This window comes from Celeribacter marinus (genome assembly GCF_001308265.1).
In the GTDB taxonomy this organism is placed as follows: domain Bacteria; phylum Pseudomonadota; class Alphaproteobacteria; order Rhodobacterales; family Rhodobacteraceae; genus Celeribacter; species Celeribacter marinus.
The window spans coordinates 2,019,843-2,045,266 of sequence record NZ_CP012023.1 but is presented as its reverse complement, the minus strand read 5'-3'; the positions used below and the strand labels follow the sequence as shown (position 1 = coordinate 2,045,266).

The window sequence follows — 25,424 nt, the reverse complement described above, 5'->3', positions numbered from 1 at the left end:
GAATCCCCTTTTTGAAACAAAGGCCTACAAAAGCAAAAAGGCGCTCGAAAGCGCCTTTTGACATATCTTTTCGTGTCTTTTCGGACTCACCAAAGGGTCGAAATCACGCTTTGCCTTTGTAGATCTCAACAAGTTGGGCAAGCATGGCCAAGGCCTCGGGGCGTGAGCGTTGGAACGAGTTGCGCCCAATGATCGACCCGTTGCCGCCGCCGTCACGAATTGCGCGGGCATCGTCATAGACCGCATCGGCGCCTTTGGACGCTCCACCCGAGAACACGATGATACGACGACCACCAAGCGAGGCATCGACGCAATGTTTGACGCGCTCGGCCATGGTCGAAATCGCAATCTTTTTGTCCTCGTAGACCGCCTTGGCTTCGGGCAGCATCAAATGATCGGTGGACAGTTTGATTTTGATGATATGCGCGCCCAGAAGGGCGGCCATGTGCGCGGCGTAGGCGGCCACATCAATTGCAGTTTCACCGTCTTTGGTGATGGCCTCACCGCGCGGATAGGACCAGATCACGGTCGCGATCCCTTTGGAGGCGGCTTCGCGGCGCATATCTTTGATCTCTTCGATCATGTCCACGGCCATGTCGGAACCGGGGTAGATGGTGAACCCGATTGCGGCACAGCCAAGGCGCAGCGCGTCATCGACGGAGGCGGTAATCGCTTGGTTCTTGCCCGCGCCGTTGCCCATCAGGGAGTTGGCGGAGTTCACTTTTAGAATGGTTGGGATTTGACCGCAAAACGTGTCTGCACCGGCCTCGAGTGGGCCGAGCGGCGCGGCGTAGGCCGACATGCCCGCATCAATCGCCAACTGGTAGTGATAGTGGGGGTCGTAGCCTGCGGGGTTCGCCGCAAAGGAGCGCGCGGGGCCGTGTTCAAACCCTTGGTCAACGGGCAGTATGATCAACTTGCCCGTGCCGCCCAGTTTGCCTTCCATCAAAATCCGCGCAAGGTTGGCCTTTACGCCTGGAGTTTCGCTTTCGTAATTGGCAAGAATTTTTTGAACAATGCGTGTGGTTTTCATCAGGGTACTTCCTAAGATTTGGTCCGATCCTGCGAGCGGTTTAGCAAGCCTTTTCACAACGGCAACACGGGTTGCGCTAACAGCCGCAATGATTGCGCTCACATATCCTGCACGCACCGATATTATATCGTTTGATAGCTGTGAAACCTTGATCTGGGGCAATGTTCACGCTCCACCCACACGCAAAACGGGCCACCTCATGTGAGATGGCCCGCATAGGTTCAATGGTATGTGAGGATGGTTAGCCCAGAGCGGCGACACCGGGGAGGGTCTTGCCCTCCATCCACTCAAGGAACGCACCACCCGCGGTCGAGATATAGGTGAACGCATCGGCGTGGCCAGAGGCGTTGATCGCGGCCACCGTGTCGCCGCCGCCCGCCACAGACACCAGTGCGCCCGCCGTGGTTTGCGCCGCAATCGTATCAAGCATGGCGAATGTGCCGGTGCCGAACGGCTCAAGCTCGAACACACCAAGCGGGCCGTTCATCACAAGGGTTTTTGCCCCCGTAATGATCTCGTTGATACGAGCGACAGACTGTGGCCCTGCGTCAAAAATCATCGCATCACTGGGGCAGGCGTCAACGCCAACGGTCTCGTTCGCCGCGTTGGCTTTGAATTCGCGCGCCACAACGATATCGACGGGCAAAATGATCTCGCATCCCGCTTCGTCGGCTTTCTTGAGGATCTCGCGCGCCGTTTCGGCCAGATCGTGCTCGCACAACGATTTACCAACATCGATCCCTTTGGCGGCCAGAAATGTATTGGCCATGCCGCCACCGATCACAAGGAAATCAACCTTGCGCACGAGGTTGCCCAACAGATCAAGTTTGGTCGAGACTTTCGCGCCGCCAACCACGGCCACAACAGGGCGCTCGGGCGTGGTGAGCGCCTTTTCCAACGCGCCAAGCTCTTGGGCCATGAGGCGACCCGCGCACGATGGCAACAGATGTGCCACGCCTTCGGTCGAGGCATGCGCGCGGTGCGCCGCAGAAAATGCATCGTTGCAAAACACATCGCCGAGCGAGGCCAGAAACTGCGCCATTTTGGGGTCGTTGTCGGTTTCCATAGTGGTGAACCGCGTGTTCTCCACCAAAACCACCGTGCCCGCAGGCAAGGCATCCAGTGCCTCACGCGATGGTTGTTCAATAAATGTCACATCACGCCCCAGTGTCTCGGTCACGGCGGGCAAGATATGCGCCAATGACATCTCGGGCACCACTTCGCCTTTGGGGCGGCCAAAGTGGGCCAGCATCACGGGCGTGCCGCCAGCAGCGATGATATCGTCAATGGTCGGTTTGATCCGTGCAATGCGGGTGGCATCCGTGACGCGCCCGCTGTCCATCGGCACGTTGATATCTACGCGCGTGAGGACGATTTTGCCGTCCAGATCCATGTCGTCGAGAGTTTTCCAAGCCATTGGTGTGTCCTTACCTTCAGTACAGTTCAGTACGGGGTCTTCAATACGGGGTTCAAATCAGGGTCGGGCCATTTCCCCCTGTTTGCGCTGTCACGGGCGCGGCGTCAACAAAGAGGTCGCGCGGATGTGAGTGCTGCGCGGCAAAGCGGGGTCTTTCCCTTCGCGCGCGGGGCGATTAGAGTGCCGCCAAATTTGACCTTTGGAGGCACTATGACCGATTATAAAGATCCCGAAAACACCATCCTGATTGAGCTTGAAAATGGCGAAGTCGTCATCGAACTTCTGCCCGACATCGCACCGGACCATTGTGCGCGTATGAAAGAGCTGGCGCGTGCGGGTATGTATGACGGCGTTGTGTTCCACCGCGTGATCGACGGGTTCATGGCGCAGACGGGCGACGTCCAATTCGGCAACCAAAACAAAGACTTCGAACTGCGCCGCGCGGGCACAGGCGGCTCTGATTTGCCAAATGTCAAAGCGGAATTCTCGGGCATCCCGCACGATCGCGGCACCATCGGCGCGGCGCGTAGCCAAGATCCGAACTCCGCCAACTCGCAGTTCTTTATCAACTTCTCCGACAACCATTTCCTCAACCGTCAGTACACGGTCTATGGCCGCGTAATCTCGGGCATGGAAGCGGTCGACAAGATCACCCGTGGCGAGCCGGCTCAATACCCCGATGTGATGATCTCCGTGAAAGTGGCCGCAGATGCTTAAATCTCTCGCCCTTATCGCCGCGCTGGCGGCAGGTCCGGCATTTGCCACCGGTCTAGATATCGAGATCGCAGGCGAGGCCAATGGCACCATTCACATCGACCTCGCGGATGATGTCGCCCCAAATCACGTGGCGCACATTGTGAAACTTGCCAATGAGGGCGCGTATGACAACGTGGTATTTCACCGCGTGATCGACGGCTTCATGGCGCAAACGGGTGACGTTGAATTCGGCAAACAAGGCGTGGACGCGTTTTCGATGCAAGCCGCAGGGCGTGGTGGATCGCAATATGACGATCTGGCCGCCGAGTTCTCCGAAGAGAGCTTTGAGTCGGGCGTTGTGGGCATGGCGCGTAGCCAAAGCCCTGACAGCGCCAACTCGCAGTTCTTTATCATGTTCGCGCCTGCGCCTCACCTCAACGGGCAATACACCGTTGTAGGTAAGGTCACGAGCGGCATGGACGTTGTGTTCAACATCAAGCGCGGGAATGGCCCAAACGGTGCCGTGATCGGCGCGCCTGATGTGATGACAAAAGTGACCGTGACCGAGTAATCGCGAACGCAGTGTGACTTTACGCGGCGCGGGGGCTTGCCTCTCGCGCCGTTTTTCGTCTCAGTAGGGCAAACCAAACGGAGTGCCCGATGCCTGATTTCACCAAATCCCTCACCGCCATTCGCGCCGCTGCCCCCAATGCCCGCCCGCGCGTGGGCTTTATCCTTGGTTCCGGCCTTGGCAGTTTGGCCGATGCGGTGGAGGGCGTGTCGATCCCCTATGCCGATCTTGCGGGATTTCCCCATGCGGGCGTGTCGGGCCACACGGCGGCGCTCACCATCGGGACGCTAATGGGCGTCGAGGTGGCCATCTTGGGCGGGCGCGAACATTACTATGAAAATGGCCGCGCCGATGCGATGCGCTTGCCGTTGGAAATCCTCAAGGAGTTGGGCGTCGAGACGCTGTTCGTTACCAATGCCTGTGGCTCATTTCGTGCCGATATTCCCCCCGGAAATCTGATGCTGATCAACGACCATATCAACTATTCGGGCCGCTCACCGTTGATTGGCGAGCCTACGGATGCGCGGTTTGTAAACCTCACCGCCGCCTATGATCCCAACTTGCGCGTGGCGCTGCACGCGGCGGCGGCGCAAGAGGGCGAGAACCTGATTGAGGGTGTCTATGCGTGGTATTCCGGTCCGAACTTTGAGACTCCCGCCGAAATCCGTATGCTCAAATTGTTGGGCGCGGACGCGGTGGGCATGTCGACGGTGCCGGAGGTGATTTTAGCGCGGTTTTTAGGTCTGCAATGCTGCGCGGTGTCCGTTGTCACCAACATGGCGGCGGGTCTAGGAAACGAACATATCAGCCACGAACACACCAAGGCCTCAGCGCCCGTAGGGGCCGAAAAGCTGGGCCGCATCATTCGCCGCTTTCTCACTGATTTATAACGAAAAACGGCGCCGGATCATCGGGATGAGCGGCGCCGTTTGATCGGGTTTAGGCGTGCGATCAGCCCTTGATCTGGACCAAGGCGTGACGCTTTTTCCCCGCGCTGAGTTTCATCGGCGTGGCCAACATGTCGGCGGTGATCATCAGTCCTGCGTCCTTTTGATCCGCATCGTTCACCTTTGCGCCATTGTCCGAGAATAGGCGTTTCGCCTCTTTTCCAGATCCCGCAAGGCCCGAGCGCACGAAAAGCTGCACGATGGAAATGCCGTCTCCGATCTCGTCCGCCGTTAGATCAAGCGTGGGGAGATCATCGCCCATGCCGCCCTTTTCAAACACTTCGCGCGCCGTGGCCTCTGCCGCCGCCGCCGCGTCCGCGCCGTGGAGCAGCGTGGTGACCTCATTGGCGAGGATGATTTTTGCCGCGTTGATCTCGGAGCCTTCAAGCGCGCCAAGGCGCTCACATTCGTCGACGGGCAACTCGGTGTAGAGTTTCAAGAAACGGCCCGTATCGGCGTCCGTGGTGTTGCGCCAGAACTGCCAGAACTCGTAGGGCGACAACATATCAGGGTTGAGCCAGATCGCCCCAGACAGGGATTTACCCATCTTTTTGCCGTCCGATGTGGTGAGCAACGGCGAAGTCAGCCCGTAGATTTCATGGTCCAACACGCGGCGCGTCAGGTCGATCCCGTTGACGATATTGCCCCATTGATCTGAACCACCCATTTGCAGCAGGCAGCCATAGCGGCGATTTAGCTCAAGAAAATCATAGGCTTGCAGGATCATGTAGTTGAATTCGAGAAAGCTCAGCGATTGCTCGCGATCCAGACGCGATTTCACGCTTTCAAACGATAGCATCCGGTTGACCGAAAAATGCCGCCCGATGTCGCGCAGGAATTCGAGGTAATTGAGATCCTCCAACCATTCGGCGTTGTTGAGCATCAGCGCCTTGTTGTCAGCCTCTGTGTCGTAGTCGATATAGGCCGAAAACACCTTTTGGATGCCCGCGATATTCGCGTTGATCGCCGCATCATCAAGGAGCGGACGCTCATCGGCGCGAAAACTCGGATCGCCCACTTTGGTGGTGCCGCCGCCCATGAGAGTGATCGGCTGGTGACCGGTTTTTTGCAGCCACCGCAGCATCATAATCTGGATCAGCGAGCCGACATGAAGCGATTTCGCGGTCGCGTCAAAGCCGATGTAGGCGGGGACAACACCCTTGGCAAAGGCTTCATCGAGGCCTTGATAATCCGTGCAATCCGCAAGAAAGCCACGTTCAATCATCACAGCCATGAAGTCCGATTTAGGGTGGTAGGTCATCGCGCTCTTTGTCCTTTCAAAGCCTTGGTGCGGCCTGATATATCTGGGCAAAGACCAAAGGGGAAGAGTGGTATGAGGCACGAGGCGCGCGGTGAGCCGATTTGGGTGGCGGGATGCATGTCGGGCACCTCGCTCGACGGTGTTGATGTGGCATTGGTGCACACCGATGGGGTTGAGATTATTGCCTTTGGCGACAGCCATTTTCGCGCCTATGCCCCTGCGGAGCAAGCGCTGTTACGCGCCGCACTTGGCACTTGGGACGCACCCGCGCAGACGGTGGAACTGATCGAGACCGCCCATGCCGAAGCCCTGTCATGCCTCACGGAACCCTTTGACTTAATTGGCTTTCATGGCCAGACGTTTAACCACGATCCCGACAATGGCCGCACCTATCAGGCGGGCGATGGCGCGGTTTTGGCCGAGGTGATGGGCGTTCCCGTTGTTTGGGATTTCCGATCAGCAGATGTTGAAATGGGCGGGCAGGGCGCGCCGCTTGCGCCGTTTTATCACCATGCTTTGGCGCGCCATATTCGCGCAACGTCCCCCGTGGTCTTTCTCAACATGGGCGGTGTCGGCAATCTGACGTGGGTGGACCCCGCCGTGGCCGATCCCGCCGCACAGGGCGCTCTGGTGGCGTTTGACACCGGGCCTGCCAATGCGCCGGTGAACGATTTGATGCAGGCCCGCCGTGGGAAACCCTATGATGCGGGCGGCGCATTGGCCGCGCAGGGCACCCCTGATATGGCGATTGTGGCACAGGGATTAGAACATAGTTATTTTCTAAAAATGCCACCCAAGTCATTGGACCGTAACGATTTTAATGATGTCCTGACGGCGGTGGATGACCTGTCCGATGCGGACGCCGCAGCCACGCTCACCGCCTTTGCCGCCGCCTGTGTCGCGCGGGCGATGGAGCATTGCCCAGCGCCCCCCACGGCGGTCTATGTCTGCGGCGGCGGGCGGCACAACGCGACCCTCATGGCGATGCTTGCGGCCGGAATCGACTGCACCGTTGAGGCGGTTGAGGCGGTCGGTTTGGACGGCGATATGTTGGAGGCGCAAGCCTTTGCCTACCTCGCCGCACGCGCCAAACGCGGTTTGCCCACCTCGGCGCCAAGCACCACAGGCGTGGCCGCAGCGATCGGCGGCGGGCGGGTGTCGAAGCCATCGGGTTGAGCCGTGTTTGGCTTGCCCTCCCGCGTAATCGTGGCTACATTACAGGCAGCCGAAAAACGTGAGGGCGGTCCGGTTATCCCGCCCACGATGCACCCCGTGCCTCTGAGTTAGTCATTGAACCCGCGGCACCCTTCCAATCCTTGGGAGAGGTGCATTTTTTTTGTGCCTTTTCCGTCAGTTAGACGAAAGATATACAGATGACCGATGACCAAATCCGCAAGAAAGACAAGGTGACCATCATTCTCGCACAGGTGTTTATTTCCTGTATGATGGCGTTTTTTATGACGCTTATTTTCGGCTCGATCCTACCGGGACAACTCCACACGGGATGGGTGTCTGAATGGATGTTGCATTTCGCAACCGCATGGCCCGTGGCCTTTGTGTTCTCACTCGGCGTTGGTCCGATTGCCTTTTTCCTGTCGAACCGTATCGCAACGAAAGTTTGGGGCTAGCGCCCATCAAATGTGTAAGTCTTTAACGGCTTTGAGGCGCGGGTTTTACACACATTAACCAAAACAAGGCGCGGGGTTTAACGTCTGACTACTCACGCGGGATGTCGAACCCCGCCTCGGCCAATTCGAACCCGTCAAAATGAAACGCGGGTGAGACGGTGCAGCCGACGAGCGTCCAGTTGCCCGTGGTACGCGCCGCTTGCCAATGGTGTTTTTGCACGATGATCTGCGGCGCGTCGCCGCCAAGCACATCGGGACCAAGGGTGTGATCGGTGGCGGGGCCATGCGCGGTTTCAGACAGCGACAGGATCAGCGGCGCCCCAGCATAATAGTGCCAAATCTCCACGGCATCGACGCGGTGCCAATGGCTCGTCTCCCCCGCTTTGAGCAGGAAATAGATGCAGGTGCCGTGAGGGCGGTTACCGCCAACGGGTTGGGTGCCGCCCTCGGTCGGGGCGATCCATGTCTGGCGATAATGCCCACCCTCCGGATGCGGCATCAACCCGAGACGGGCGATGAGGGCATCGGCGGTGGTGTCGTTGCTGCGCTGTTTCATCGGGCAACTGTGCGCCGCGATCGGACGTAGCGCAAGGGGCTCATGCCGCAGATGTGACTGCCACACTCGCGCGGGGGATGCTACACGTGTGGCCAAACGGGGCGAAAAGGGGGACACCGATGTACGGGTTGAAAGCACTGGGATATGCGACAGTTTTTAGCGCAATGGCTTTTGGGGCCGCGGCGCAGGGACTGCATGGGGACGGGGCCGCCCGTGGCCATGGGCACGGCGCGAACGGCATGGGCCACGATGAGGTCAATATGCCGGGATTGCGCGGGGAGAATGTGACCGAGGCCGAAAGTCTCGAGATGCAAGTCATGTTTCAAAACTTCACCACGCTGTCGCGCACGGTGGATAACCTGTCTAACGGCATTCGCACCGTTACCACATCGTCGGATCCAGAGGTCTTAGTTGCGCTCACGTCCCATGTTGCGGGGATGATCAACCGCGTCGAGACGCGCGACAATCCGTTGGTGTTCATTCAATCTCCGACCCTCGATATCTTTTTCGAACGTGGTGATGAGATTACGACCGAGATTGAGGTGACGGACGCCGGCATCGTGGTGACGCAAACCGCCGACGACCCCGACCTGATCGAAGCGCTGCACACCCACGCCGCAGAAGTGTCTGATATGGCATCACGCGGCATGATGTCGGTGCATGAACGGATGATGGGACAGTAGGGGGCGGGTCAAAGCCGCCCGCTTGGCATTCTCGTATTGAAAAGCCCCGCCAAATTAAATTGGCGGGGCTTTTGTTGTTTCGTCAACCAATCAGCATGGCACCAAAATGCCTGTGTGGCTTCACACCTTGAGGATGCTTTTGCCTGCGTACTCAGCCGTTTCACCCAGCTGTTCTTCGATGCGGATCAGCTGGTTGTATTTGGCCATACGGTCGGAGCGCGACAGGGAGCCGGTTTTGATCTGGCCGCAGTTGGTGGCGACAGCGAGGTCGGCAATCGTTGCGTCCTCGGTTTCGCCCGAGCGGTGCGACATCACGTTGGTGTAGCGCGCGCGGTGGGCCATATCAACGGCTTTGAGCGTCTCGGACAGGGTGCCGATCTGGTTCACTTTGACGAGCATGGAGTTGGCCACGCCTTGGTCAATACCGTCTTTGAGGCGCTTGGGGTTGGTCACGAACAGGTCGTCGCCCACAAGCTGGATTTTATCGCCGATTTTGTCGGTGAGCAATTTCCAACCGTCCCAATCGTCCTCGTCCATGCCGTCCTCGATCGAGATGATCGGGTAGTCGGCGCACAGGGCGGCGAGGTAGTCGGCGTTCTCGGCGGAGGTCAGTGATTTACCCTCGCCTTTGAGTTCGTATTTGCCGTCGACGTAGTACTCGGACGAGGCACAATCGAGCGCGAGGTAGATGTCCTCACCGGGCTTGTACCCTGCTTTTTCGATGGACTTCACAATGAAATCAAGTGCTTCGCGAGCGGAGTTGATCGCGGGGGCAAAGCCGCCCTCGTCACCGATGCCGGTGTTATAGCCCGCGTTCGACAGCTCTTTTTTCAGAGTGTGGAACACTTCGGCGCCCATGCGGATCGCTTCTTTCACGTTCGTCGCAGAGACGGGCATGATCATGAATTCTTGGATGTCGATGGGGTTGTCGGCGTGCTCGCCGCCATTGATGATATTCATCATTGGCACGGGCAGAACGCGCGCAGATGAGCCACCGATATAGCGGTACAGCGGCAGCGCGGAGTAATCAGCGGCAGCTTTGGCGACAGCAAGCGAGACGCCGAGGATGGCGTTTGCGCCAAGGCGGGCTTTGTTGGGGGTGCCGTCCAGCTCGATCATCGTGGCGTCAATCGCCTCTTGTTCGGTGGCGTCCATGCCAACGAGAGCTTCGGCCAATTCGCCGTTCACCGCCAACACGGCCTCAAGCACGCCTTTGCCCAAATAACGCGCTTTGTCGCCATCGCGTTTCTCGACGGCTTCGTGTGCGCCTGTGGACGCGCCTGATGGCACCGCCGCACGGCCCATTGTGCCGTCTTCGAGGATCACGTCGACTTCGACGGTGGGGTTGCCACGGCTGTCGAGGATCTCGCGGCCGATAATGTCAATGATGGTGCTCATGGGGTGTGTCCCTCTCTCGGTGAGTTAAATCTTGGGCCAGTTGATTGCTTGATACCACCCGTGACGCCCACGTCAACGTGAACGACGCTAACAAATGGCGTTGTATGTGATAGCGGTAACATTTTTGTGGCGGTTTATGCAAATCCGGTGCGCGTTACGCGGCACTGCCTGCCCGTGCCAATTGGCGTTCACGCATGAATGTGTAGAGGCCCGCGCTGATGATGAGGGCCGAGCCGATCAGCATCGGTAGGTCGGGGCGCTCCGAAAACACCACCATGCCCGCGATGATTGAGAACACGAGGCGGGTGTAGCGAAACGGCATGATAACGGCGGTCTCGGCGATGCGCAGTGCGGTGACAAGGAGGAAATAGCCAACAACAGAGACGGTTGACGCGATGCTCAACAAGACCACGGAGGACACGTCAGGGACCACAAGCGGGGTTTGTGCAAAACCGGTGAGCAGCACGCCCGCTGGTACAACTGCCGCAAAGGCTTGGAACCCGATCAGGGTTGAGGGCACCGCGACATTGACTGATCGGGTGACGAGGTCGCGAAAGGCAATCAACACGACCGTGGCCAGCACCAAAAGCGTGGCAGGATCAAACTCGGACGCACCGGGGCGCACAATGAACAACACGCCGGAAAAGCCGACCAAAATCGCGGTCCAGCGCCGCCATCCGACCTTTTCACCCAAAAACAGGGCCGCGCCTAGAGTGGTGGCCAAGGGTGTGGTTTGAAACACAGCCGCCACGGTCGACAGATCGACCAGCGCAAGGGCGGTGACAAAGGTGACGGCAACCGCCCCCTCGGACAAGCCCCGCAAAATCAACAGCGGCGTCCAATAGGAGGCGACAAAAATCCGGTGGCCCTTGCGCAGTGTCAGGCCGAGGAACACCGCCGCGCCGATAAATCCCAATCCAATCAGAATTTGGCCCACAGGCAGATCGGCGGAGATCACTTTGAGGAGGGTATCCTCACATGTGAACGCGGCCATTGAGCCCAAGATATACAAAATGCCGCGCGAGTTTTGCATGTTAAATCCAATGAAGAATACGGCGCACCGTGTCATGCACGGCGCGAGGTGCCAAGAGGTCAAAAGGGGGAAGGGTGGTGTTTTAGGTCTTTTTCACACCGTAAAGCTCAAGGCGGTGCCCCTTGAGGGCGTACCCGAGTTTGGCCGCGATACGGTCTTGGAGGATTTCGATCTCGGGATCGTAGAACTCGATCACTTTGCCCGTATCCATATCGATCAGGTGGTCGTGATGAGCGCGGTCCGTGGTCTCGTAGCAGGCGCGCCCGTAGCCGAAATCATGACGCTCAAGGATGCCTTTTTCCTCAAACAGTTTCACCGTGCGGTAGACCGTGGCCAAGGACAGCTTCGGGTCTTTGCGCGCGGCGCGTGCAAATAGCTCTTCCACATCTGGGTGATCTTGGGCCTCTTCGAGGACCGCCGCGATCACGCGCCGTTGCTCGGTCAGGCGTAGGCCTTTTGCCTCGCAACGTGCTAAAATGGTGTCGGTCATGGTCGCTCCGTCCTGCTGTCGTCATAGTAAAAAATTGCGAGCGCGGGGTCTAGTGCGATTGCGAGCCGTGTCGCAACTGGCGCGGGCTCAGACGCGCGGCGACGATCCCATTGCCAGATCGGCCCAAATGGGGAGGTGATCGGACGCGCGGCGGGTGATTGCCGTTTCGACCACGCCCGCATCGCGTAGATCAAGCCCGTATGGCACGGCAATGCGGTCAAGGGCCGCCATGGGGCGCGCCGCGTGAAACGAGCGTCCGGGGGCAATAACGTCAAATGCATCGCGCAACGGGTCAAGCCCGCCTGTGCGCGACCATTCGTTAAAATCGCCCAGAATGACGGTCGGACGCGCATCCAGTGTCGTCAGATGCGCGCGGATGGCGTGCAGTTGCTTTTGACGTGAGGCGCGCAACAGACCCAAATGGACGCCGACCACACGTAGCCCGTCCAGATCAACGGCCACGGCACCGCGCGGCTCCAATCCGGGTAAATCAATGCGGTGCGTGGCGTGCGCAATCCTATCTTTGCGCACCAAAATGGCATTGCCGTGCCACCCCAACGAGACGGGCGATGTCGCAACAGGAAGGGCAATGAAATCCGTGTGAGTTTCGATCATGCGCGCGGGCAGGGCGGCGGGGCGCGCCCCCAGTCGCATATCGGCCTCTTGCAGGGCGACCACATCCGCGCCCAAGCCGTTGATCACATCCAAAACCCGCGCAGGCGCACGCATGCCATCTGTTCCGCGACATTTGCGCAGGTTGTAGGAGGCAAGGCGCATCGCACCGGTTTGGGTTTTGTGCAACATAGGATTAAGATAGGGATGCAGCGTTGCAATTACACCCCCCGTGTGTCGCAGCCAAGCCGCCGATCTATCGCTGTTTCAACTCCAATTCCCAAAAGGCCGCATGCGTCGTGTTCATTTCTCTCGCCACCGTTAAATCCGTCCTTAAATCCGTGCCGCGCCCGACATGGCTCATCTGGGTGTTGTTACTGGTCGAATTTGGTGCGGGGGTGTGGACGGGGCGGTTTACGGCCTCGTTTGTGGCTCTTGGCACGCTGATGCTGACGCTCGCGCCGATCTTTTTCGCGCGCAGGTATCATATTTACGTGCCGCGTGGATTTATGGGGATGATCATCCTGTTTATCTTTGCCACCTTGTTTTTGGGCGAGGTGGATGACTTTTATGAACGTTATTGGTGGTGGGATTTGGCCCTGCATGGCGGGTCTGCAATCGGTTTTGGCCTGATCGGATTCGTCGCGATGTTCATGCTGTTCCAAGGTGACAGGTTCGCCGCTCCGCCCCTTGCCATCGGTCTTTTCGCATTTTGCTTTGCGATGTCGATTGGGGGGCTTTGGGAAATCTTTGAATACCTGATGGATCAGGCATTCGGCACGAATATGCAAAAGTCGGGCATCGACGATACGATGGGCGATCTCATGGTTGACGCCTTGGGCGGTTTCATCGGCGCGGGCGCGGGGGTGCTTTATTTGTGGTATGAGCGCGGGGTGTTTCTATCTGGATGGATCGGCGATTTTGTCACGCGCAACCGCCGATTGTTCTCCAAATACCGATCAAAATAGCCGGTTATGTGCCGCAAAATGTGGCGGGGACGATCTCGGCGCGGGTGGGCGGGGCCATCAGATCGCGGTCGGCGTCCGCGACATCAAATGGTGTGACCAGAACGCGGGCCAAGCGGTGTGCCTTGCTAAAATCGCCGTCTGTTGCGGCCATAATCGCCTCTTCCAAACGGTGTGTGCGTGGAATTACCTGTGGGTTAGCGCGCGCCATTGCGGCGCGGTCCGGCGCGCTGTCCACCCGTGCGTTCCACCGCGCATTCCATGCATCAAATGCAGGCCGGTCAGTGAATTCGTCGCGGGCTTTATCGCTGCCCAACCGCGCAAACACATTGGTGAAATCCGCACCAGTCGCGGCCATGAGGCTCAAGAGATCTTGTGCCAAATCTTCGTCGCCGTCGCGCGGCTGCGCGATCCCAAGCTTGGCCGCGAACACATCGCGCCACGCGGCGTGATACAGGGCGGGAAAGCCGTTTAACACGCCTGTGAGCGCCTCAATCGCGGCGTCTTGACTGCCTGTTTCCTGCGTCATCATACCGACAAAGCATGTCCCAAGTTGGGCGAGGTTCCAGCCGGCAATATTGGCCTGTTGATCAAAGGCATAGCGACCATATTGGTCGATGGAGGAATAGCGCGCGGAGGGCGTATAGGCGTCGATAAAGGCGCAGGGGCCGTAGTCAATCGTCTCGCCCGCGATGCTGGTGTTGTCGGTGTTCATCACGCCGTGGACAAACCCAAGACCCATCCAGCGTGCAATAAGACGTGCTTGGGCCGCGACAATCGCGCTGTACAGCTCCAACATCGTGCGGGCCTGTGGATAGTGGCGGTCGCGCACATGTTCGGCCAACAGACGTAGCCCCTCGTCGTCGTCTTGTGCTGTCAGGTATTGGAAGGTTCCCACGCGGATGTGTGACGCGGCCACGCGGGTCAACACCCCACCGGGGTAGGCGCGTTCGCGTTGGACGCGCTCGCCCGTGGCCACGGCGGCCAAAGCGCGGGTGGTCGGCACGCCGCACGCGGCCATAAACTCGGAGACGATGTATTCGCGCAGCACCGGCCCAAGCCACGCCCGCCCGTCTCCATTGCGCGAATAGGGCGTGCGTCCCGCGCCTTTCAGTTGGATGTCAAAACGACCGTGATCAGTGACAACTTCGCCAAGCAAGATCGCGCGGCCATCGCCCAAGCGCGGCACCCATCCGCCGAACTGGTGCGCGGCGTAGACCTGAGCCAATGGCTCGGCCCCGTCAGGAATCACATTGCCCGCAAACACCGCCGCGTCCCGATCGGTCACACCCAAAGAGTGCGCCAGATCGTCGTTGAACAAGATCATTTGTGGCGCTGCGACCGGATCGGGATCGATACGCGCAAACAGGCGGTCGGGCAGGCGGGCGTAGGAGTTGTCAAAATCGGTCATGTGATCTCATTTAGCCCCATTTTTAGGTGCGTAAAGGGGTTAAAGCGTGGCGAGACGCGCCGTCAGCAGGGTGAAAAACGCATCCGCATCCGCGTCCCCCATGAACATCGCATTGGGCGCACGGTCGGTCACGCCCCACCAATCGGCCACAGTCATGCCGCGCGTCAACTCCGATCCTGTTTCGATCTCGACGTTGATGAAGCGGCCCGAAAATATCTGCGGCGCGATGAGATAGGCGATCACGGTCGGATCATGCAGCGGGCCACCCGCCGATCCGTATTTCTCGATATCGAAGCGTTCAAAGAAATCGAGCCATCCGGCAACCACATCGCCCACATGATTGCCAAAGGCCATAAACGCCTCAAGGCGCGGTTTGGTTACAAGCACTTTGTGCGTGACGTCAAGCGGCATCACCGTCAGATTTACTCCGGATTTAAACACAATATCAGCGGCTTCTGGGTCGACGTAGATGTTGAATTCGGCGGCGGGTGTGATGTTGCCCACCTCGAAATAGGCGCCCCCCATCAGCACGATCTCTTGGACGCGTTCAATGATGTCGGGGGCTTTGGTGAATGCAGTGGCGATGTTCGTCAGTGGTCCCATCGGGCACAGCGTCACCGTGCCTGCGGGCTGTGCGCGTAGGGTGTCGATGATGAAATCCACACCGTGTTGCTCTTGTAGGGGCATCGTGGGGGCGGGCAATTCGATCCCGTCCAGACCCGTTTTGCCGTGCACATGTTCGGCGGTGACAAGCGTGTGAGCCAATGGGCGGTCGCAACCGGCAAAGACTTTGACATCGGGGCGTCCGGCAACTTCGCAGATTTTGCGGGCATTTTCGCTTGTACGCGCAATCGGCACGTTTCCGGCGACTGCCGTTATGCCCAACACGTCGAGTTCGCGCGAGGCTAGGGCGAGCAAAATAGCGACCGCATCGTCCTGTCCGGGATCGGTGTCGATGATGATTTTGCGTGCGCTATCGCTCGGGTGTGTCGTCGGCATGTGCGGCTCCGTGGCTGTGGGTCGAGTGTCCACAGTGACCACGCCGCGTTGGGATGTAAAGCGCTCAGCGGCGGGTTTGACGCGATCCGTCTGCACCGCGCACAACGATCCGTGTGACGCCCTCGAGTTGGGGGAAGGTCAGCGAATATGCCACGGTAATGCGGCGTTGTTGCGCCGTGCCAAGTGCGGGGGCGGTTTCGGGCGCGGAGATGCGGAAATCATAGGTCAATGTGCCCTGCGCCTCATTGGCGACAGGGACGAGTTGCGCGTCATAGTAGCCAAGTGTCGGCACAACGCCCGTTGCCGTGACAATCGCGCCGGATGTGGAGCGCGCAATCGTGATGTCGGCAACCGATGGCACCAATGGGCGGGTGTCGACAAACGCGGGATATCCTTTGCGCGGGGCTAGTGATTTTAGAACAACGGCGGTTTGCCCGTCTGCGGTCGTGGCGGTCACGGCCTCGGATTTGCCGAACCAGTTGAGAGGGTTGAGGTTGGATGAGCTAAGGGAGGCACAGCCCGATAGGCCAAGCACAACCAGTCCACAAAGTAACACCTGACGCCGCATCTGATTTCCCCTTGGCCACAATTGTCTCGTTGCAAAAGGCGTAACGGATGTGGCGCGCCTTGAAAAGGGGGCGCAGTATTGGCCTGTGCACATCTGGACGTCTGTGTCGTGGCGGATTATGTGTCAGACAAGCAAAAAGGATGATCCACCATGGCCAATGCCCGTTTCGAAGACCTCGTTGATACATTCGAATTTCTGGACGACTGGGAAGATCGCTACCGTCATGTGATTGACATGGGCAAAGCGTTTCCCGCGATGGATGAGGCGCTCAAAGTTGCGGCGACCAAGGTCGAGGGCTGCGCCTCCCAAGTCTGGATCGTGCCCACGGTTGAGGATGGCACATTTCAATTCCAAGGGGCGTCTGATGCGATGATCGTCCAAGGGCTGATTGCGGTGTTGCATGAATTATACGCGGGTCTGACGGTGGGTGAGGTGCGCGGTGTTGATGCCGTGGCCGAGCTGTCGCGTTTGGGTCTTAACGAGCATTTGTCTGCGCAACGCTCCAACGGGTTGCGTGCGATGGTTGAGCGCATTGAGGAAACTGCGGCGCGGGCGGCCTAGCGCCGCCTCTGGCCTGTCAGGGTGTCAAAAACCGGTCAAGATCGCCGTAGCCTGTGACCCTGCGCTCGAACGCAAGGCCAAGCCTTTGCGCGCATGTCTGTGCCGTAGCCGTTAGGTTCGCATCCTCGGTTTGCGCAAGATATACCAGTTTTTCGTAATTGCCGAAATACATCTCAAGCAGGTCGGGATAGCGATCCAGCCCCAAAGGCCGCCACACAAAGGCGTCGAATTGGCGGGCGAGAAAGTCGGTGAGGTAGAAACTTGTGACTTCGCCGCGCGCCGCAAACACCTCGGAACCTTCAAAAAACGAATAACAATGGGGGGCATCTATCATCTGTGCCCCGTATTTCTTGCACAAATCGAACAATTGCCCACCTGTGCCGCAATCACCGTAAGCGACAAGGATGTGATCATAATCTGCGCGGTGTTTGAGGATCGTGGCCTCAACAGCGGGGGTGATTTTGTCGGGCGTATTGTGCAGAATGGCGGGCAGACAGGTGAGGGTTAGATGCGATAGCCCGTTGGCCTCGATCAGGGCGAGGACTTCGCGGGCCAGCGCGCCGCACGCGATGACAAGCGTTTTGCCCGCCCCAAAACGCACAAGGCCCCGCTCGCGCAGGGCCTCGTCGCTTATGTCCGAATGCGCGCTCACGCCTGTGGTTGGCGGGCCGCGATCAGGCGTTTGGCAGTCTCGACCGCAATCGCCGCATCATCGCAATAGGCATCCGCGCCGATGGCCCTACCGAATTCCTCGTTCAGGGGCGCGCCACCACACAGCACGATGTATTTGTCGCGCAGCCCTTGGGATTTCAGGCTCTCGATCACGGTTTTCATATAGGGCATGGTGGTGGTCAAAAGGGCAGACATGCCAATAATATCCGCACCTTCGGCCTCTGCCGTGCCGATGTATTCGGACGCTTCGGTGTTGATCCCAAGGTCGATGATTTCGAAACCGGCCCCCTCCATCATCATCGCGACGAGGTTTTTGCCGATGTCGTGAATGTCGCCCTTGACCGTGCCGATGACCATTTTGCCCATCTTTGGCGCGCCAGTTTCAACAAGCAGCGGCTTGAGGATGAACATGCCGCCCTTCATGGCTTGCGCGGCTTTGAGCACTTCGGGGACGAATAGAATTCCATCACGGAAATCATTGCCCACGATCTGCATCCCTGCGACCAAGGATTTGGTCAGGATGTCGTAGGGGGTCCATTTGCGGTCCAACAAGATGCGCACGCCCTCTTCGATCTCTTCTTTGAGACCGTCATACAGGTCGTCCATCATCTGTTCGCACAGATCGGCATCGTTGAGGTTAGAGAGGACCAGATCGTCGTTGTCGTCAGACATGTGCGTATCCTTTTGCGCCCGCTTTGCGGTGTCGTCAGGAGGGAAAGCGGAACAGTCGTCCCGCCACATCAATCAATTAGCTACGGCGACCGCGGCGTCCCGTGCGTTCGCGCGCAGCGGGCCCCTTGTCGTCGGTGCCATCCGAGGCCGAGGAAAACCCGCCAAGCGTTTCAACAATTTGCTCGAGCGTTGGACGTTCGCCGCGTGGGCGGGTTTCCAACGCGGCTTTCATTGCCACCAGATGCTCGGGCGTGGTGCCGCAACATCCGCCAATAATCCGCGCACCCGCATCGCGTGCCAGACAGGCGTAGTCTGCCATCAATTCGGGGGTGCCATCATAGTGGATATGGCCGTCCATATAGCGTGGAATGCCTGCGTTGCCTTTGGCAATGATCGGGCGGTCGTGGCCTTGGGCGGCAAAGCCAAGCACAGTGCGCATTAGATCGGACGACCCCGTGCCACAGTTGGCGCCGTAAGCCACGGGGGGCGTTGGCAGTTTCTCAACCATATCGGACAATTGCGCCGATGTGACGCCCATCATGGTGCGTCCAGCGGTGTCAAACGACATGGTGCCGACCCACGCAAGGCCCGCTTTTGCGGCACCTTCGGCGGCGGCGGTGTATTCCTCGGGGGCAGAAATCGTCTCGATCCATGCGACATCTGCGCCGCCCGCTTTGAGCCCCTTGGCTTGTTCATAGAACATCTCGACAGCCGCATCGTAGGTCAATGTGCCCATCGGTTCCATGATTTCGCCTGTTGGTCCCATGGATCCGGCTACGATGACGGGGCGTCCCGCGGCGTCTGCGACTTTACGGCCAATCGCTGCGGCGGCTTTGTTCAATTCAAATACGCGGTCTTCGGATTGGTGCAGTTTGAGGCGCGCGGCGGTGCCCCCAAAGGAGTTGGTCAAAAAGATGTCAGAGCCTGCATCAACCGCCCCTTGGTACAAGGCCTCGATGTTTTCAGGTTTGTCGACATTCCACAGCTCGGGCGAGTCGCCCGATTCCAGTCCCATGTTGAACAAGGTGGTTCCCGTCGCGCCATCGGCCAAGAGCCAGTCGCGGGTCTCAAGCAATTTGGTCAGGGCGTCTGTGGTCTGGGGCGCGGTCATGGGTGGGTCTCCGAATGTGGATAAGAGCACGCACCCAATGGTGCGCACCCGATAAGTGTTGCGCCCATGTGCCATGTGGGAGCGGATTTGGCAAATTCATTCCCGTCATAACGATTATGAGGCGGGTATGTGCCGGTGTGGGCTGTCGATTACTTTGGCGGTCGCGCGCGGCGTTTGAACGCGTGCCACACGGGGTGGGTGGCAAAGCGGTTTGCCTTCATCGGGTTGGGGGCGGTCTTTGGCGGTGGCGCGGTGATCCGGCGCATGATGTCCATGGCCGCCACACTGAGGGCGAGACGCGAGGGGGCGGCCAGATAGAGCACTTCCCATTCGGGGCCAAAGGCGGATTTGAACCGGCGCAAGCCGGACGCGCCGGATTTTGCGAGCATCTTGGTGCGCAGGCGCGCAAGCAGCGGGTTTGCATCCGGCCCCGCCCATGGCACGGCTGCAAGAGAGACGCGCGGACACCCATAGGCCTTGGCAGTCTCGATTGCATCGACGATCAGCTGTTGGATCGTGCCGTCGGGAGCCTCATCGGTTTGGCGCATCAGATCGAGGGTCATTTCCGCGCGGGTCTCATGGAAGGTGACAAAGGCCACAAGGCGCGCATCGCGGTAGGCCAGAAACACACGTTGGCACGTCACATAGTCGCGTTGATATGTCCCCATGGAAAAGCCGCGCTCGCCGCCTCGTGCCTCTTTCCACGCTTGTGCCACGCGGTCCATCTCATCAAGGGGCAAGACGCGTCCGCCCTCGCATGTGGTGATCTGTGCCTCCTCGACTTTGCGCAAGACACGGCGCAACTGGCGGCGGGTTGATCCGTCGATGGAAAAGGTTTCTGGCGTGATCCATGCCTCTTCGGCGGTGGGAATGACGGCCCATCCCGCACGGCGCGCAGAGGCGGCCATCCGCTGCCCGCATTTGTAGATCGCGGGCATTCTGAACCGGTCGCGCGCGGTGCGGGTCAGGGCGTCACGGGCCGCTTTGGGGCATCCTGTGCGCGCCAAAGGGTCCGATAGCATCACAAGCGATTGTCCAATGGGCGCGGCCAAGGCCACAGCGATGTCGGTGTCATCGCGCAGGACGGAAAAATCACGTGTGCGCAAGAGATTGGCCTCGGCGCGGGGGGCAAAGAACACTTGGCGTTCCAACTCGGGCGGCAAGAACGGCGAATGGGACGTACGCAAAAGGCGCGGCTCTGTGGCGAGGTTGCACTTGCGCGGCCCGAGCACGACAATCACCGCTGACAGCGCCGCAGGGAGTAAATAATACACGGCGCGAAACGCCAAGACCGAGCCAAGCAACACTTCGAGCGGGATCGCGGGCAACAGATTGGCTAACGTGGCCTCGAACGGGCCAACACCGCCGGGGGTCGAGCCGATGAGTCCCGCGCCAAGGGCAAACAGATAGGCCGAAATCGCTTGTGCAATCGAGACGGCAACGTCTGGTGGCAGCAGTATGAAAAACGTGGCCCCTGCGAATATGGTATCGATCCCCGCAAGACCCACAACCGTGGCCATGGTGCGCAAGGACGGCCACGGCATACGCACGAGAGGCGCGGGGGGGTAGACCGAGAGGGCGGCCATGGTGCCGGCAAGAGCAATGGCAAGGGTGGCCAATGTCTTCATCCATGGCAATTCGGGTTGCAGGACCAATACCGCGAGGGCCGCAACAATTGCCCATCCTGCCAAAAACGACAGCGCCACCGCCCCCGACAGGCGCAACGACTGCCACAGGGTCAGTTCGGGCAAAAGTCGCCACCGGATCAAACTGCCTGTCAGGGCGCCAAAGCCCAAGAATTGCGAGAGGCCAATGGCGGCAATCCCCGTGCGGCGCGCGGCGCGGCGTGAAATTCCTGTATCGAGTTGGGCATGTAACACGGCATCATAGCGCCCCACCGCCCAAAAACTAATGGCGGCAAAGACCAGCGATAGCGCCCAATTGGCAGGGGCGATATCACGAGCTGCGGCGTGAATAGCCCCAAGATCGAGCGCCGCAGCATGATCCCAAAACACCCATCCCATCACCACGACCATCCCCAGCGGGATCACCTGTTTGCGCGCAAGGTCACGCCATCTGACACCCGTCCCGCCGTGCCCGACGAAAGAGGCGTCTGACGGAATGGGACGGTTGGGTGCGGGCACCTCGGTGACGGTGCTTTGGTCAAGAGAAACGTGGCGCATAGCCTGTGGCGTGCTCCGATACGGGATATGTTGAGACACAGCTATAGATATCCATTCGCGAAGATCGAGTTAACTGGAGGGCGATCGTTTGGGGAGAGTTTGCGCGCAGGGGCAGGTGAGCGGGGCGCGGTGGACGACCCTGCACAGGTTTGCGGCGTGACGGGCGCAGGTTTGCGCAATCAGCGGCAAGGCAGCGGTCGCCAAAACAGTCTGGCAAAGCGCGAATATACAAAAGACCCGCAGATGAGTGCGGGTCTTGTTTTTACGGGCGCTTCAAGCGCGCCTTCTAAGAGCCGTCGGTTTAGTGCTCTTCGAACAGTTGGGTTTTGGCGGTCGCGAGACAGGTGGCGCGTTTGGCGCGGATCTCGTCATCCGTGGCTTTGTCGCCAAGATCGGCTGCAACTTTGCGGATCACATCGTCGTGGCCGGCTTCTTCGAAATCGGCTTTGATCACTTCGAGGGCGTATGCATCCGCGTCAGCGCCGGTTTTGCCGAGCAGTTCAGCGGCCCAAAGACCCAACAATTTGTTGGCGCGGGCGTCAGCCTTGAACACCATTTCGGCATCATGGGCGAATTTGTTTTCAAAGGCGGATTCGCGTTCGTCGAACGTGGACATGGTGTTCTGTCTCCCCAGATTGGATGTTACCCTATTATATGACCGCCCAAGCCGGCAGGTTCAAGACGCGAATTGTCGATTGCCGCCGATGATCCTTGGTCGCATGCGGTGCGGATCGCGTCTTTCAGGGCACGCGGCCAAGCACGCGTCCTTGCTCCCGCGCCCCCCTTGGCCTAAAGATCGGCTAACGATGGCGCTCTCTCGTGATTCTGCGCCGTGCAATCTATTGGAGGCCCATATGGCGCGCCGTAAAAAGATTTACGAAGGCAAAGCAAAGACACTCTATGAGGGTCCAGAGCCAGGCACCATTGTTCAGTATTTCAAAGATGATGCGACCGCGTTCAATGCCGAAAAGCGCGCGACCATCGAGGGCAAGGGTGTGTTGAATAACCGCCTGTCCGAGTTCTTTATGAACGGGTTGACCAATCTTGGTATCCCCAACCACTTTATCCGCCGTCTCAACATGCGCGAGCAGCTGTGCCGCCAGTGCGAGATTGTCCCGCTCGAAGTGATCGTGCGCAACTATGCCGCGGGCTCTATGTCCAAGCGTCTAGGGATCGAAGAGGGCACACGACTGCCCCGTCCAATCATCGAGTTCTCTTATAAGGATGACGCGCTGGGCGATCCTCTCGTGCCTGAGGAATACATCATCGCCTTTGGGTGGGCCTCACAACAGGACATGGACGATATCGTCGCCTTGGCCCTGCGGGTGAATGATTACCTGTCGGGTGTGATGTACGGTGTTGGCATCAAACTGGTTGATTTCAAAATCGAGATCGGTCGCGTTTGGGATGGTGATTTCATGCGCTTGATCGTGGCTGACGAAATTTCGCCTGACAGCTGTCGTTTGTGGGACATCGAAAGCGGGCAGAAGCTCGACAAAGATGTGTTTCGCCGCGACTTGGGCAATCTCACCGATGCCTATACCGAAGTGGCGCGCCGCCTAGGCGTTTTGCCGACGAATGGCCCTGTTGCCAATGGCGACAAGCCGACACTGATTAACTGATCCTAAAGACAAGAAGGTTTGACCCTATGAAAGCCCGCGTACACGTTATGCTGAAAACCGGTGTTCTGGACCCACAAGGCGCCGCCGTGCAACATGCACTTGGTGCGCTGGGGTTTGCAGGCGTTAACGAAGTGCGCCAAGGTAAGGTGATCGAACTTGATCTCGCGGATGGCACCTCCGAGGCGACGATCAACGAGATGTGCGAGAAACTCCTCGCCAACACTGTGATCGAGGGATACTCGGTCGAGCTGTTGTAAGCACGCCGACACTTCACTCTCTCAATGAGCCGCTCCATTCGGGGCGGCTTTTTGTTTGCGCGTTTTTTGTTTGTGCACAGGGGGAGTTGCACGCTGTGGCGTTGACGGATGCGAGGTGGCGCGCAAAGGTGGTGTGACGCCCACTCACCTCAGGAGACCCCAATGCGCGCAGCCGTTTTAAGAGAGTTCAACAAGGATCTGGTGATTGAGGACGTGCCAATGCCAGAGTGTCCGCCTGACGGTGTGGTGCTCAAGGTTCTGGCGTGCGGCGTGTGTCGCTCCGATTGGCACGGCTGGGTTGGAGAGCATCCGCGTATCAAGCCCGGTCAGATTGGCGGACATGAGTATTGTGGCGAAGTGGTCGAGGCGGGGCCAATGGCCACCTATAAACTGGGCGACCGCTTGGTTGCGCCGTTTATTCTGGCCTGTGGCAAATGTCCCGCCTGTCACTCTGGCCATTCTAACACCTGTCCCGATCAACGTTTGCCGGGCTTTATTGAGCCGGGGGCGTTTGCGCAATACGTCGCGGTGCCGTTTGATCATAACCTAACCTTGTTGCCCGAGGGGCTATCGCCCACGGTGGCGGCGGGGCTTGGCTGTCGTGTCACAACCGCGTGGCATGCGTTGACCGACCGTGCGGCCCTGATGGGCGGGGAATGGTTGGCGGTGCATGGCACGGGCGGGGTCGGCCTATCTGCGGCTTTGCTTGGCAAAGCGCTCGGGGCGCGGGTGATCGCCGTGGACATTGTCCAAGATAAGCTGGATCACGCTGTGGGGTTGGGCATTGATTACGGCGTGAACGCGTCCGATGGCGATGTCGCCGCACAGATCAAGAAGATCACAGGCGGCGGGGCGCATGTCTCCGTCGAGGCCTTGGGGATCAACCAGACGGTTCAGGCCTCCATCGACTGTCTGCGCCCGCTGGGGCGTCACGTGCAGGTCGGGATGCCGGTGGGCCACACCGCGACGATGCAAATTAATATGAATACGGTTTATATGGGCAATCTGGCGCTGTACGGCACGCGCGGAATGCCGGCGCACCGCTATCCATCGCTTTTGGCATTGATTGAGGCGGGCATGGTGGATTTCACGCCCCTCATTGCGCGCGAGATCAAATTGTCGGAAACAGGCCGCGAATTGGCGGCCTTTAACGGCCCGACCCCGCCCGGCGTGGCCGTGATTACCGATTTTCTCAATTGAGAGGCGCGCCATGACGCCAATCCACTTGAACGCAGGGGTGGCCTGCTTTATTGCGGGCGCCAAGACAGACCAATGCGACACCTAAGGGCGCATCCCGCGCCGTTGTACCCCTGCTGACCTATCGGAGACGCCCCATGAAAGCTGCCGTCCTGCAATTCCCCGGTTCGAACTGTGACCGCGATATGGCTGTGGCCCTGCGCAATGCGGGCGCGGATGTCACGATGGTCTGGCATAAGGATGCACAATTGCCAGAAGGCCTTGATATTGTCGGTGTTCCGGGTGGATTTTCCTACGGCGATTATTTGCGTTGCGGGGCCATTGCGGCCAACTCGCCGATCACCACCGCGCTCAAGGCGCATGTGGAGCGCGGCGGCTATGCCTTTGGGATTTGTAACGGCTTTCAGGTGCTGACCGAGGCAAAACTCTTGCCCGGTGCGTTGCTGCGCAACCAAGGCGTCAAATACATCTGCAACACCCAAGAGTTGATCGTCGAGACCACCGATAGCGCCTATACCTCCGAATATGCCCAAGGTCAGCGTATCCAGATCCCGATTGCCCACCACGATGGCAATTACACCGCCGATAAAGAGACGCTTGACCGTCTTGAGGGCGAGGGCCGTGTGGCGTTCCGTTATGGCAATAACCCTAATGGGTCGGATCGCGACATTGCGGGGATTTTGTCCGAGAACCGCCGCGTGCTTGGCATGATGCCTCACCCTGAACGGGCCGCCGAGGCGGCGCACGGCAATGAGGACGGCAAAGCGTTCTTTACCTCCTTGCTCTCGGCTGTTGTCAGCGCCTGATCCGAGTACCCGATCCGAGCGACTACCCCGCGAGCTCACATCCAACCCCGCCGCGATCTCTCTGATCCCAAGCGG

At 59.1% G+C, this 25,424-nt stretch carries 28 protein-coding genes; 12 read left to right on the top strand and 16 right to left on the bottom strand.

All coding sequences use genetic code 11. From position 1 onward, the window contains the following. Positions 1–103: 103 nt before the first annotated feature. Positions 104–1,033, bottom strand: a complete 930-nt coding sequence (locus tag IMCC12053_RS10255) for a class I fructose-bisphosphate aldolase (protein ID WP_062218740.1) — start codon at positions 1,031–1,033, stop codon at positions 104–106. A 241-nt stretch (positions 1,034–1,274) separates the two neighbouring features. After that, a complete protein-coding gene (locus IMCC12053_RS10245) occupies positions 1,275–2,450 on the bottom strand; it encodes a phosphoglycerate kinase (protein ID WP_062218732.1) in 1,176 nt (391 codons plus the stop codon). A gap of 210 nt (positions 2,451–2,660) precedes the next feature. Between IMCC12053_RS10245 and IMCC12053_RS10240 the strand changes: the two genes are divergently transcribed. The 3 genes from IMCC12053_RS10240 (at position 2,661) to IMCC12053_RS10230 (ending at position 4,607) form a co-directional block, all read left to right on the top strand. Next, the gene (locus IMCC12053_RS10240; protein ID WP_062218730.1) at positions 2,661–3,167 is read left to right on the top strand and encodes a peptidylprolyl isomerase; all 507 of its coding nucleotides are present in this window, start codon (positions 2,661–2,663) and stop codon (positions 3,165–3,167) included. After that, the gene (locus IMCC12053_RS10235) at positions 3,160–3,717 is read left to right on the top strand and encodes a peptidylprolyl isomerase (protein ID WP_062218728.1); all 558 of its coding nucleotides are present in this window, start codon (positions 3,160–3,162) and stop codon (positions 3,715–3,717) included. Before IMCC12053_RS10240 ends, IMCC12053_RS10235 begins: the two co-directional genes overlap by 8 nt. A gap of 89 nt (positions 3,718–3,806) precedes the next feature. Then, positions 3,807–4,607: a purine-nucleoside phosphorylase gene (locus tag IMCC12053_RS10230; protein WP_062218726.1), complete on the top strand. Its 801-nt coding sequence runs from the start codon at positions 3,807–3,809 to the stop codon at positions 4,605–4,607. Between the two features lie 61 nt (positions 4,608–4,668). Here IMCC12053_RS10230 and tyrS read toward each other — a convergent pair whose 3' ends face one another. Next, positions 4,669–5,925, bottom strand: a complete 1,257-nt coding sequence (tyrS, locus tag IMCC12053_RS10225; protein WP_062218724.1) for a tyrosine--tRNA ligase — start codon at positions 5,923–5,925, stop codon at positions 4,669–4,671. Positions 5,926–5,997: 72 nt separating this feature from the next. Here tyrS and IMCC12053_RS10220 point away from each other — a divergent pair, with 72 nt between their 5' ends. After that, positions 5,998–7,101: an anhydro-N-acetylmuramic acid kinase gene (locus IMCC12053_RS10220; RefSeq protein WP_062218722.1), complete on the top strand. Its 1,104-nt coding sequence runs from the start codon at positions 5,998–6,000 to the stop codon at positions 7,099–7,101. Between the two features lie 197 nt (positions 7,102–7,298). Beyond that, the gene (locus IMCC12053_RS10215) at positions 7,299–7,553 is read left to right on the top strand and encodes a DUF2798 domain-containing protein (protein WP_062218720.1); all 255 of its coding nucleotides are present in this window, start codon (positions 7,299–7,301) and stop codon (positions 7,551–7,553) included. Between the two features lie 88 nt (positions 7,554–7,641). Here IMCC12053_RS10215 and IMCC12053_RS10210 read toward each other — a convergent pair whose 3' ends face one another. After that, positions 7,642–8,109: a cupin domain-containing protein gene (locus IMCC12053_RS10210; protein WP_062218718.1), complete on the bottom strand. Its 468-nt coding sequence runs from the start codon at positions 8,107–8,109 to the stop codon at positions 7,642–7,644. A gap of 119 nt (positions 8,110–8,228) precedes the next feature. Here IMCC12053_RS10210 and IMCC12053_RS10205 point away from each other — a divergent pair, with 119 nt between their 5' ends. Further along, positions 8,229–8,792, top strand: a complete 564-nt coding sequence (locus tag IMCC12053_RS10205) for a hypothetical protein (protein ID WP_236852415.1) — start codon at positions 8,229–8,231, stop codon at positions 8,790–8,792. Between the two features lie 120 nt (positions 8,793–8,912). Here IMCC12053_RS10205 and eno read toward each other — a convergent pair whose 3' ends face one another. The 4 genes from eno to IMCC12053_RS10185 form a co-directional block, all read right to left on the bottom strand. Beyond that, on the bottom strand, positions 8,913–10,190 hold the full coding sequence (eno, locus tag IMCC12053_RS10200; protein ID WP_062218715.1) for a phosphopyruvate hydratase: 1,278 nt from the start codon (positions 10,188–10,190) through the stop codon (positions 8,913–8,915). 154 nt (positions 10,191–10,344) lie between these two features. After that, a complete protein-coding gene (locus tag IMCC12053_RS10195) occupies positions 10,345–11,223 on the bottom strand; it encodes a DMT family transporter (RefSeq protein ID WP_062218713.1) in 879 nt (292 codons plus the stop codon). Positions 11,224–11,305: 82 nt separating this feature from the next. After that, the gene (locus IMCC12053_RS10190) at positions 11,306–11,713 is read right to left on the bottom strand and encodes a Fur family transcriptional regulator (protein WP_062218711.1); all 408 of its coding nucleotides are present in this window, start codon (positions 11,711–11,713) and stop codon (positions 11,306–11,308) included. An 87-nt stretch (positions 11,714–11,800) separates the two neighbouring features. Continuing rightward, positions 11,801–12,517, bottom strand: coding sequence for an endonuclease/exonuclease/phosphatase family protein (locus IMCC12053_RS10185; RefSeq protein ID WP_236852413.1), 717 nt, complete (start codon positions 12,515–12,517; stop codon positions 11,801–11,803). A 107-nt stretch (positions 12,518–12,624) separates the two neighbouring features. On the opposite strand from IMCC12053_RS10185, the gene IMCC12053_RS10180 reads away from it, so the two are divergent. Continuing rightward, the gene (locus tag IMCC12053_RS10180) at positions 12,625–13,293 is read left to right on the top strand and encodes a DUF2238 domain-containing protein (RefSeq protein WP_236852411.1); all 669 of its coding nucleotides are present in this window, start codon (positions 12,625–12,627) and stop codon (positions 13,291–13,293) included. A 4-nt stretch (positions 13,294–13,297) separates the two neighbouring features. Here IMCC12053_RS10180 and IMCC12053_RS10175 read toward each other — a convergent pair whose 3' ends face one another. From IMCC12053_RS10175 to IMCC12053_RS10165, 3 genes are all read right to left on the bottom strand, one after another. After that, complete coding sequence (locus IMCC12053_RS10175) at positions 13,298–14,701, bottom strand: protein adenylyltransferase SelO (protein WP_062218709.1); 1,404 nt, start codon at positions 14,699–14,701, stop codon at positions 13,298–13,300. 39 nt (positions 14,702–14,740) lie between these two features. After that, the gene (locus IMCC12053_RS10170) at positions 14,741–15,700 is read right to left on the bottom strand and encodes a nucleoside hydrolase (protein WP_062218707.1); all 960 of its coding nucleotides are present in this window, start codon (positions 15,698–15,700) and stop codon (positions 14,741–14,743) included. 64 nt (positions 15,701–15,764) lie between these two features. Next, positions 15,765–16,268: a hypothetical protein gene (locus tag IMCC12053_RS10165; RefSeq protein ID WP_062218705.1), complete on the bottom strand. Its 504-nt coding sequence runs from the start codon at positions 16,266–16,268 to the stop codon at positions 15,765–15,767. Positions 16,269–16,418: 150 nt separating this feature from the next. On the opposite strand from IMCC12053_RS10165, the gene IMCC12053_RS10160 reads away from it, so the two are divergent. Then, positions 16,419–16,829 (top strand): SufE family protein, encoded by a 411-nt coding sequence (locus tag IMCC12053_RS10160; RefSeq protein ID WP_062218703.1) that lies wholly within the window; start codon positions 16,419–16,421, stop codon positions 16,827–16,829. A 16-nt stretch (positions 16,830–16,845) separates the two neighbouring features. Here the strand turns inward: IMCC12053_RS10160 and IMCC12053_RS10155 are convergent, their stop codons facing one another. From IMCC12053_RS10155 to IMCC12053_RS10135, 5 genes are all read right to left on the bottom strand, one after another. Beyond that, positions 16,846–17,481 (bottom strand): DUF1638 domain-containing protein, encoded by a 636-nt coding sequence (locus IMCC12053_RS10155; protein ID WP_169775315.1) that lies wholly within the window; start codon positions 17,479–17,481, stop codon positions 16,846–16,848. Next, positions 17,478–18,173 (bottom strand): corrinoid protein, encoded by a 696-nt coding sequence (locus IMCC12053_RS10150; protein WP_062218701.1) that lies wholly within the window; start codon positions 18,171–18,173, stop codon positions 17,478–17,480. The genes IMCC12053_RS10155 and IMCC12053_RS10150 overlap by 4 nt, the downstream gene beginning before the upstream one ends. Before the next feature lie 76 nt (positions 18,174–18,249). Then, positions 18,250–19,284, bottom strand: a complete 1,035-nt coding sequence (bmt, locus tag IMCC12053_RS10145; RefSeq protein ID WP_062218699.1) for a betaine--homocysteine S-methyltransferase — start codon at positions 19,282–19,284, stop codon at positions 18,250–18,252. Positions 19,285–19,433: 149 nt separating this feature from the next. Next, complete coding sequence (locus IMCC12053_RS10140; protein ID WP_062218697.1) at positions 19,434–21,467, bottom strand: phosphatidylglycerol lysyltransferase domain-containing protein; 2,034 nt, start codon at positions 21,465–21,467, stop codon at positions 19,434–19,436. 301 nt (positions 21,468–21,768) lie between these two features. Continuing rightward, entirely contained in the window at positions 21,769–22,083 is a 315-nt protein-coding gene (locus tag IMCC12053_RS10135; RefSeq protein WP_062218695.1) for a DUF1476 domain-containing protein, read from the bottom strand. 238 nt (positions 22,084–22,321) lie between these two features. On the opposite strand from IMCC12053_RS10135, the gene purC reads away from it, so the two are divergent. From purC to purQ, 4 genes are all read left to right on the top strand, one after another. Continuing rightward, a complete protein-coding gene (gene purC / locus IMCC12053_RS10130; protein WP_062218693.1) occupies positions 22,322–23,089 on the top strand; it encodes a phosphoribosylaminoimidazolesuccinocarboxamide synthase in 768 nt (255 codons plus the stop codon). Between the two features lie 26 nt (positions 23,090–23,115). Next, positions 23,116–23,346, top strand: a complete 231-nt coding sequence (purS, locus tag IMCC12053_RS10125; protein WP_062218691.1) for a phosphoribosylformylglycinamidine synthase subunit PurS — start codon at positions 23,116–23,118, stop codon at positions 23,344–23,346. Between the two features lie 162 nt (positions 23,347–23,508). After that, positions 23,509–24,546: a zinc-dependent alcohol dehydrogenase family protein gene (locus tag IMCC12053_RS10120; protein ID WP_062218688.1), complete on the top strand. Its 1,038-nt coding sequence runs from the start codon at positions 23,509–23,511 to the stop codon at positions 24,544–24,546. A 134-nt stretch (positions 24,547–24,680) separates the two neighbouring features. Continuing rightward, complete coding sequence (purQ, locus tag IMCC12053_RS10115) at positions 24,681–25,349, top strand: phosphoribosylformylglycinamidine synthase subunit PurQ (protein WP_062218686.1); 669 nt, start codon at positions 24,681–24,683, stop codon at positions 25,347–25,349. The last annotated feature ends 75 nt before the right edge of the window (positions 25,350–25,424 follow it).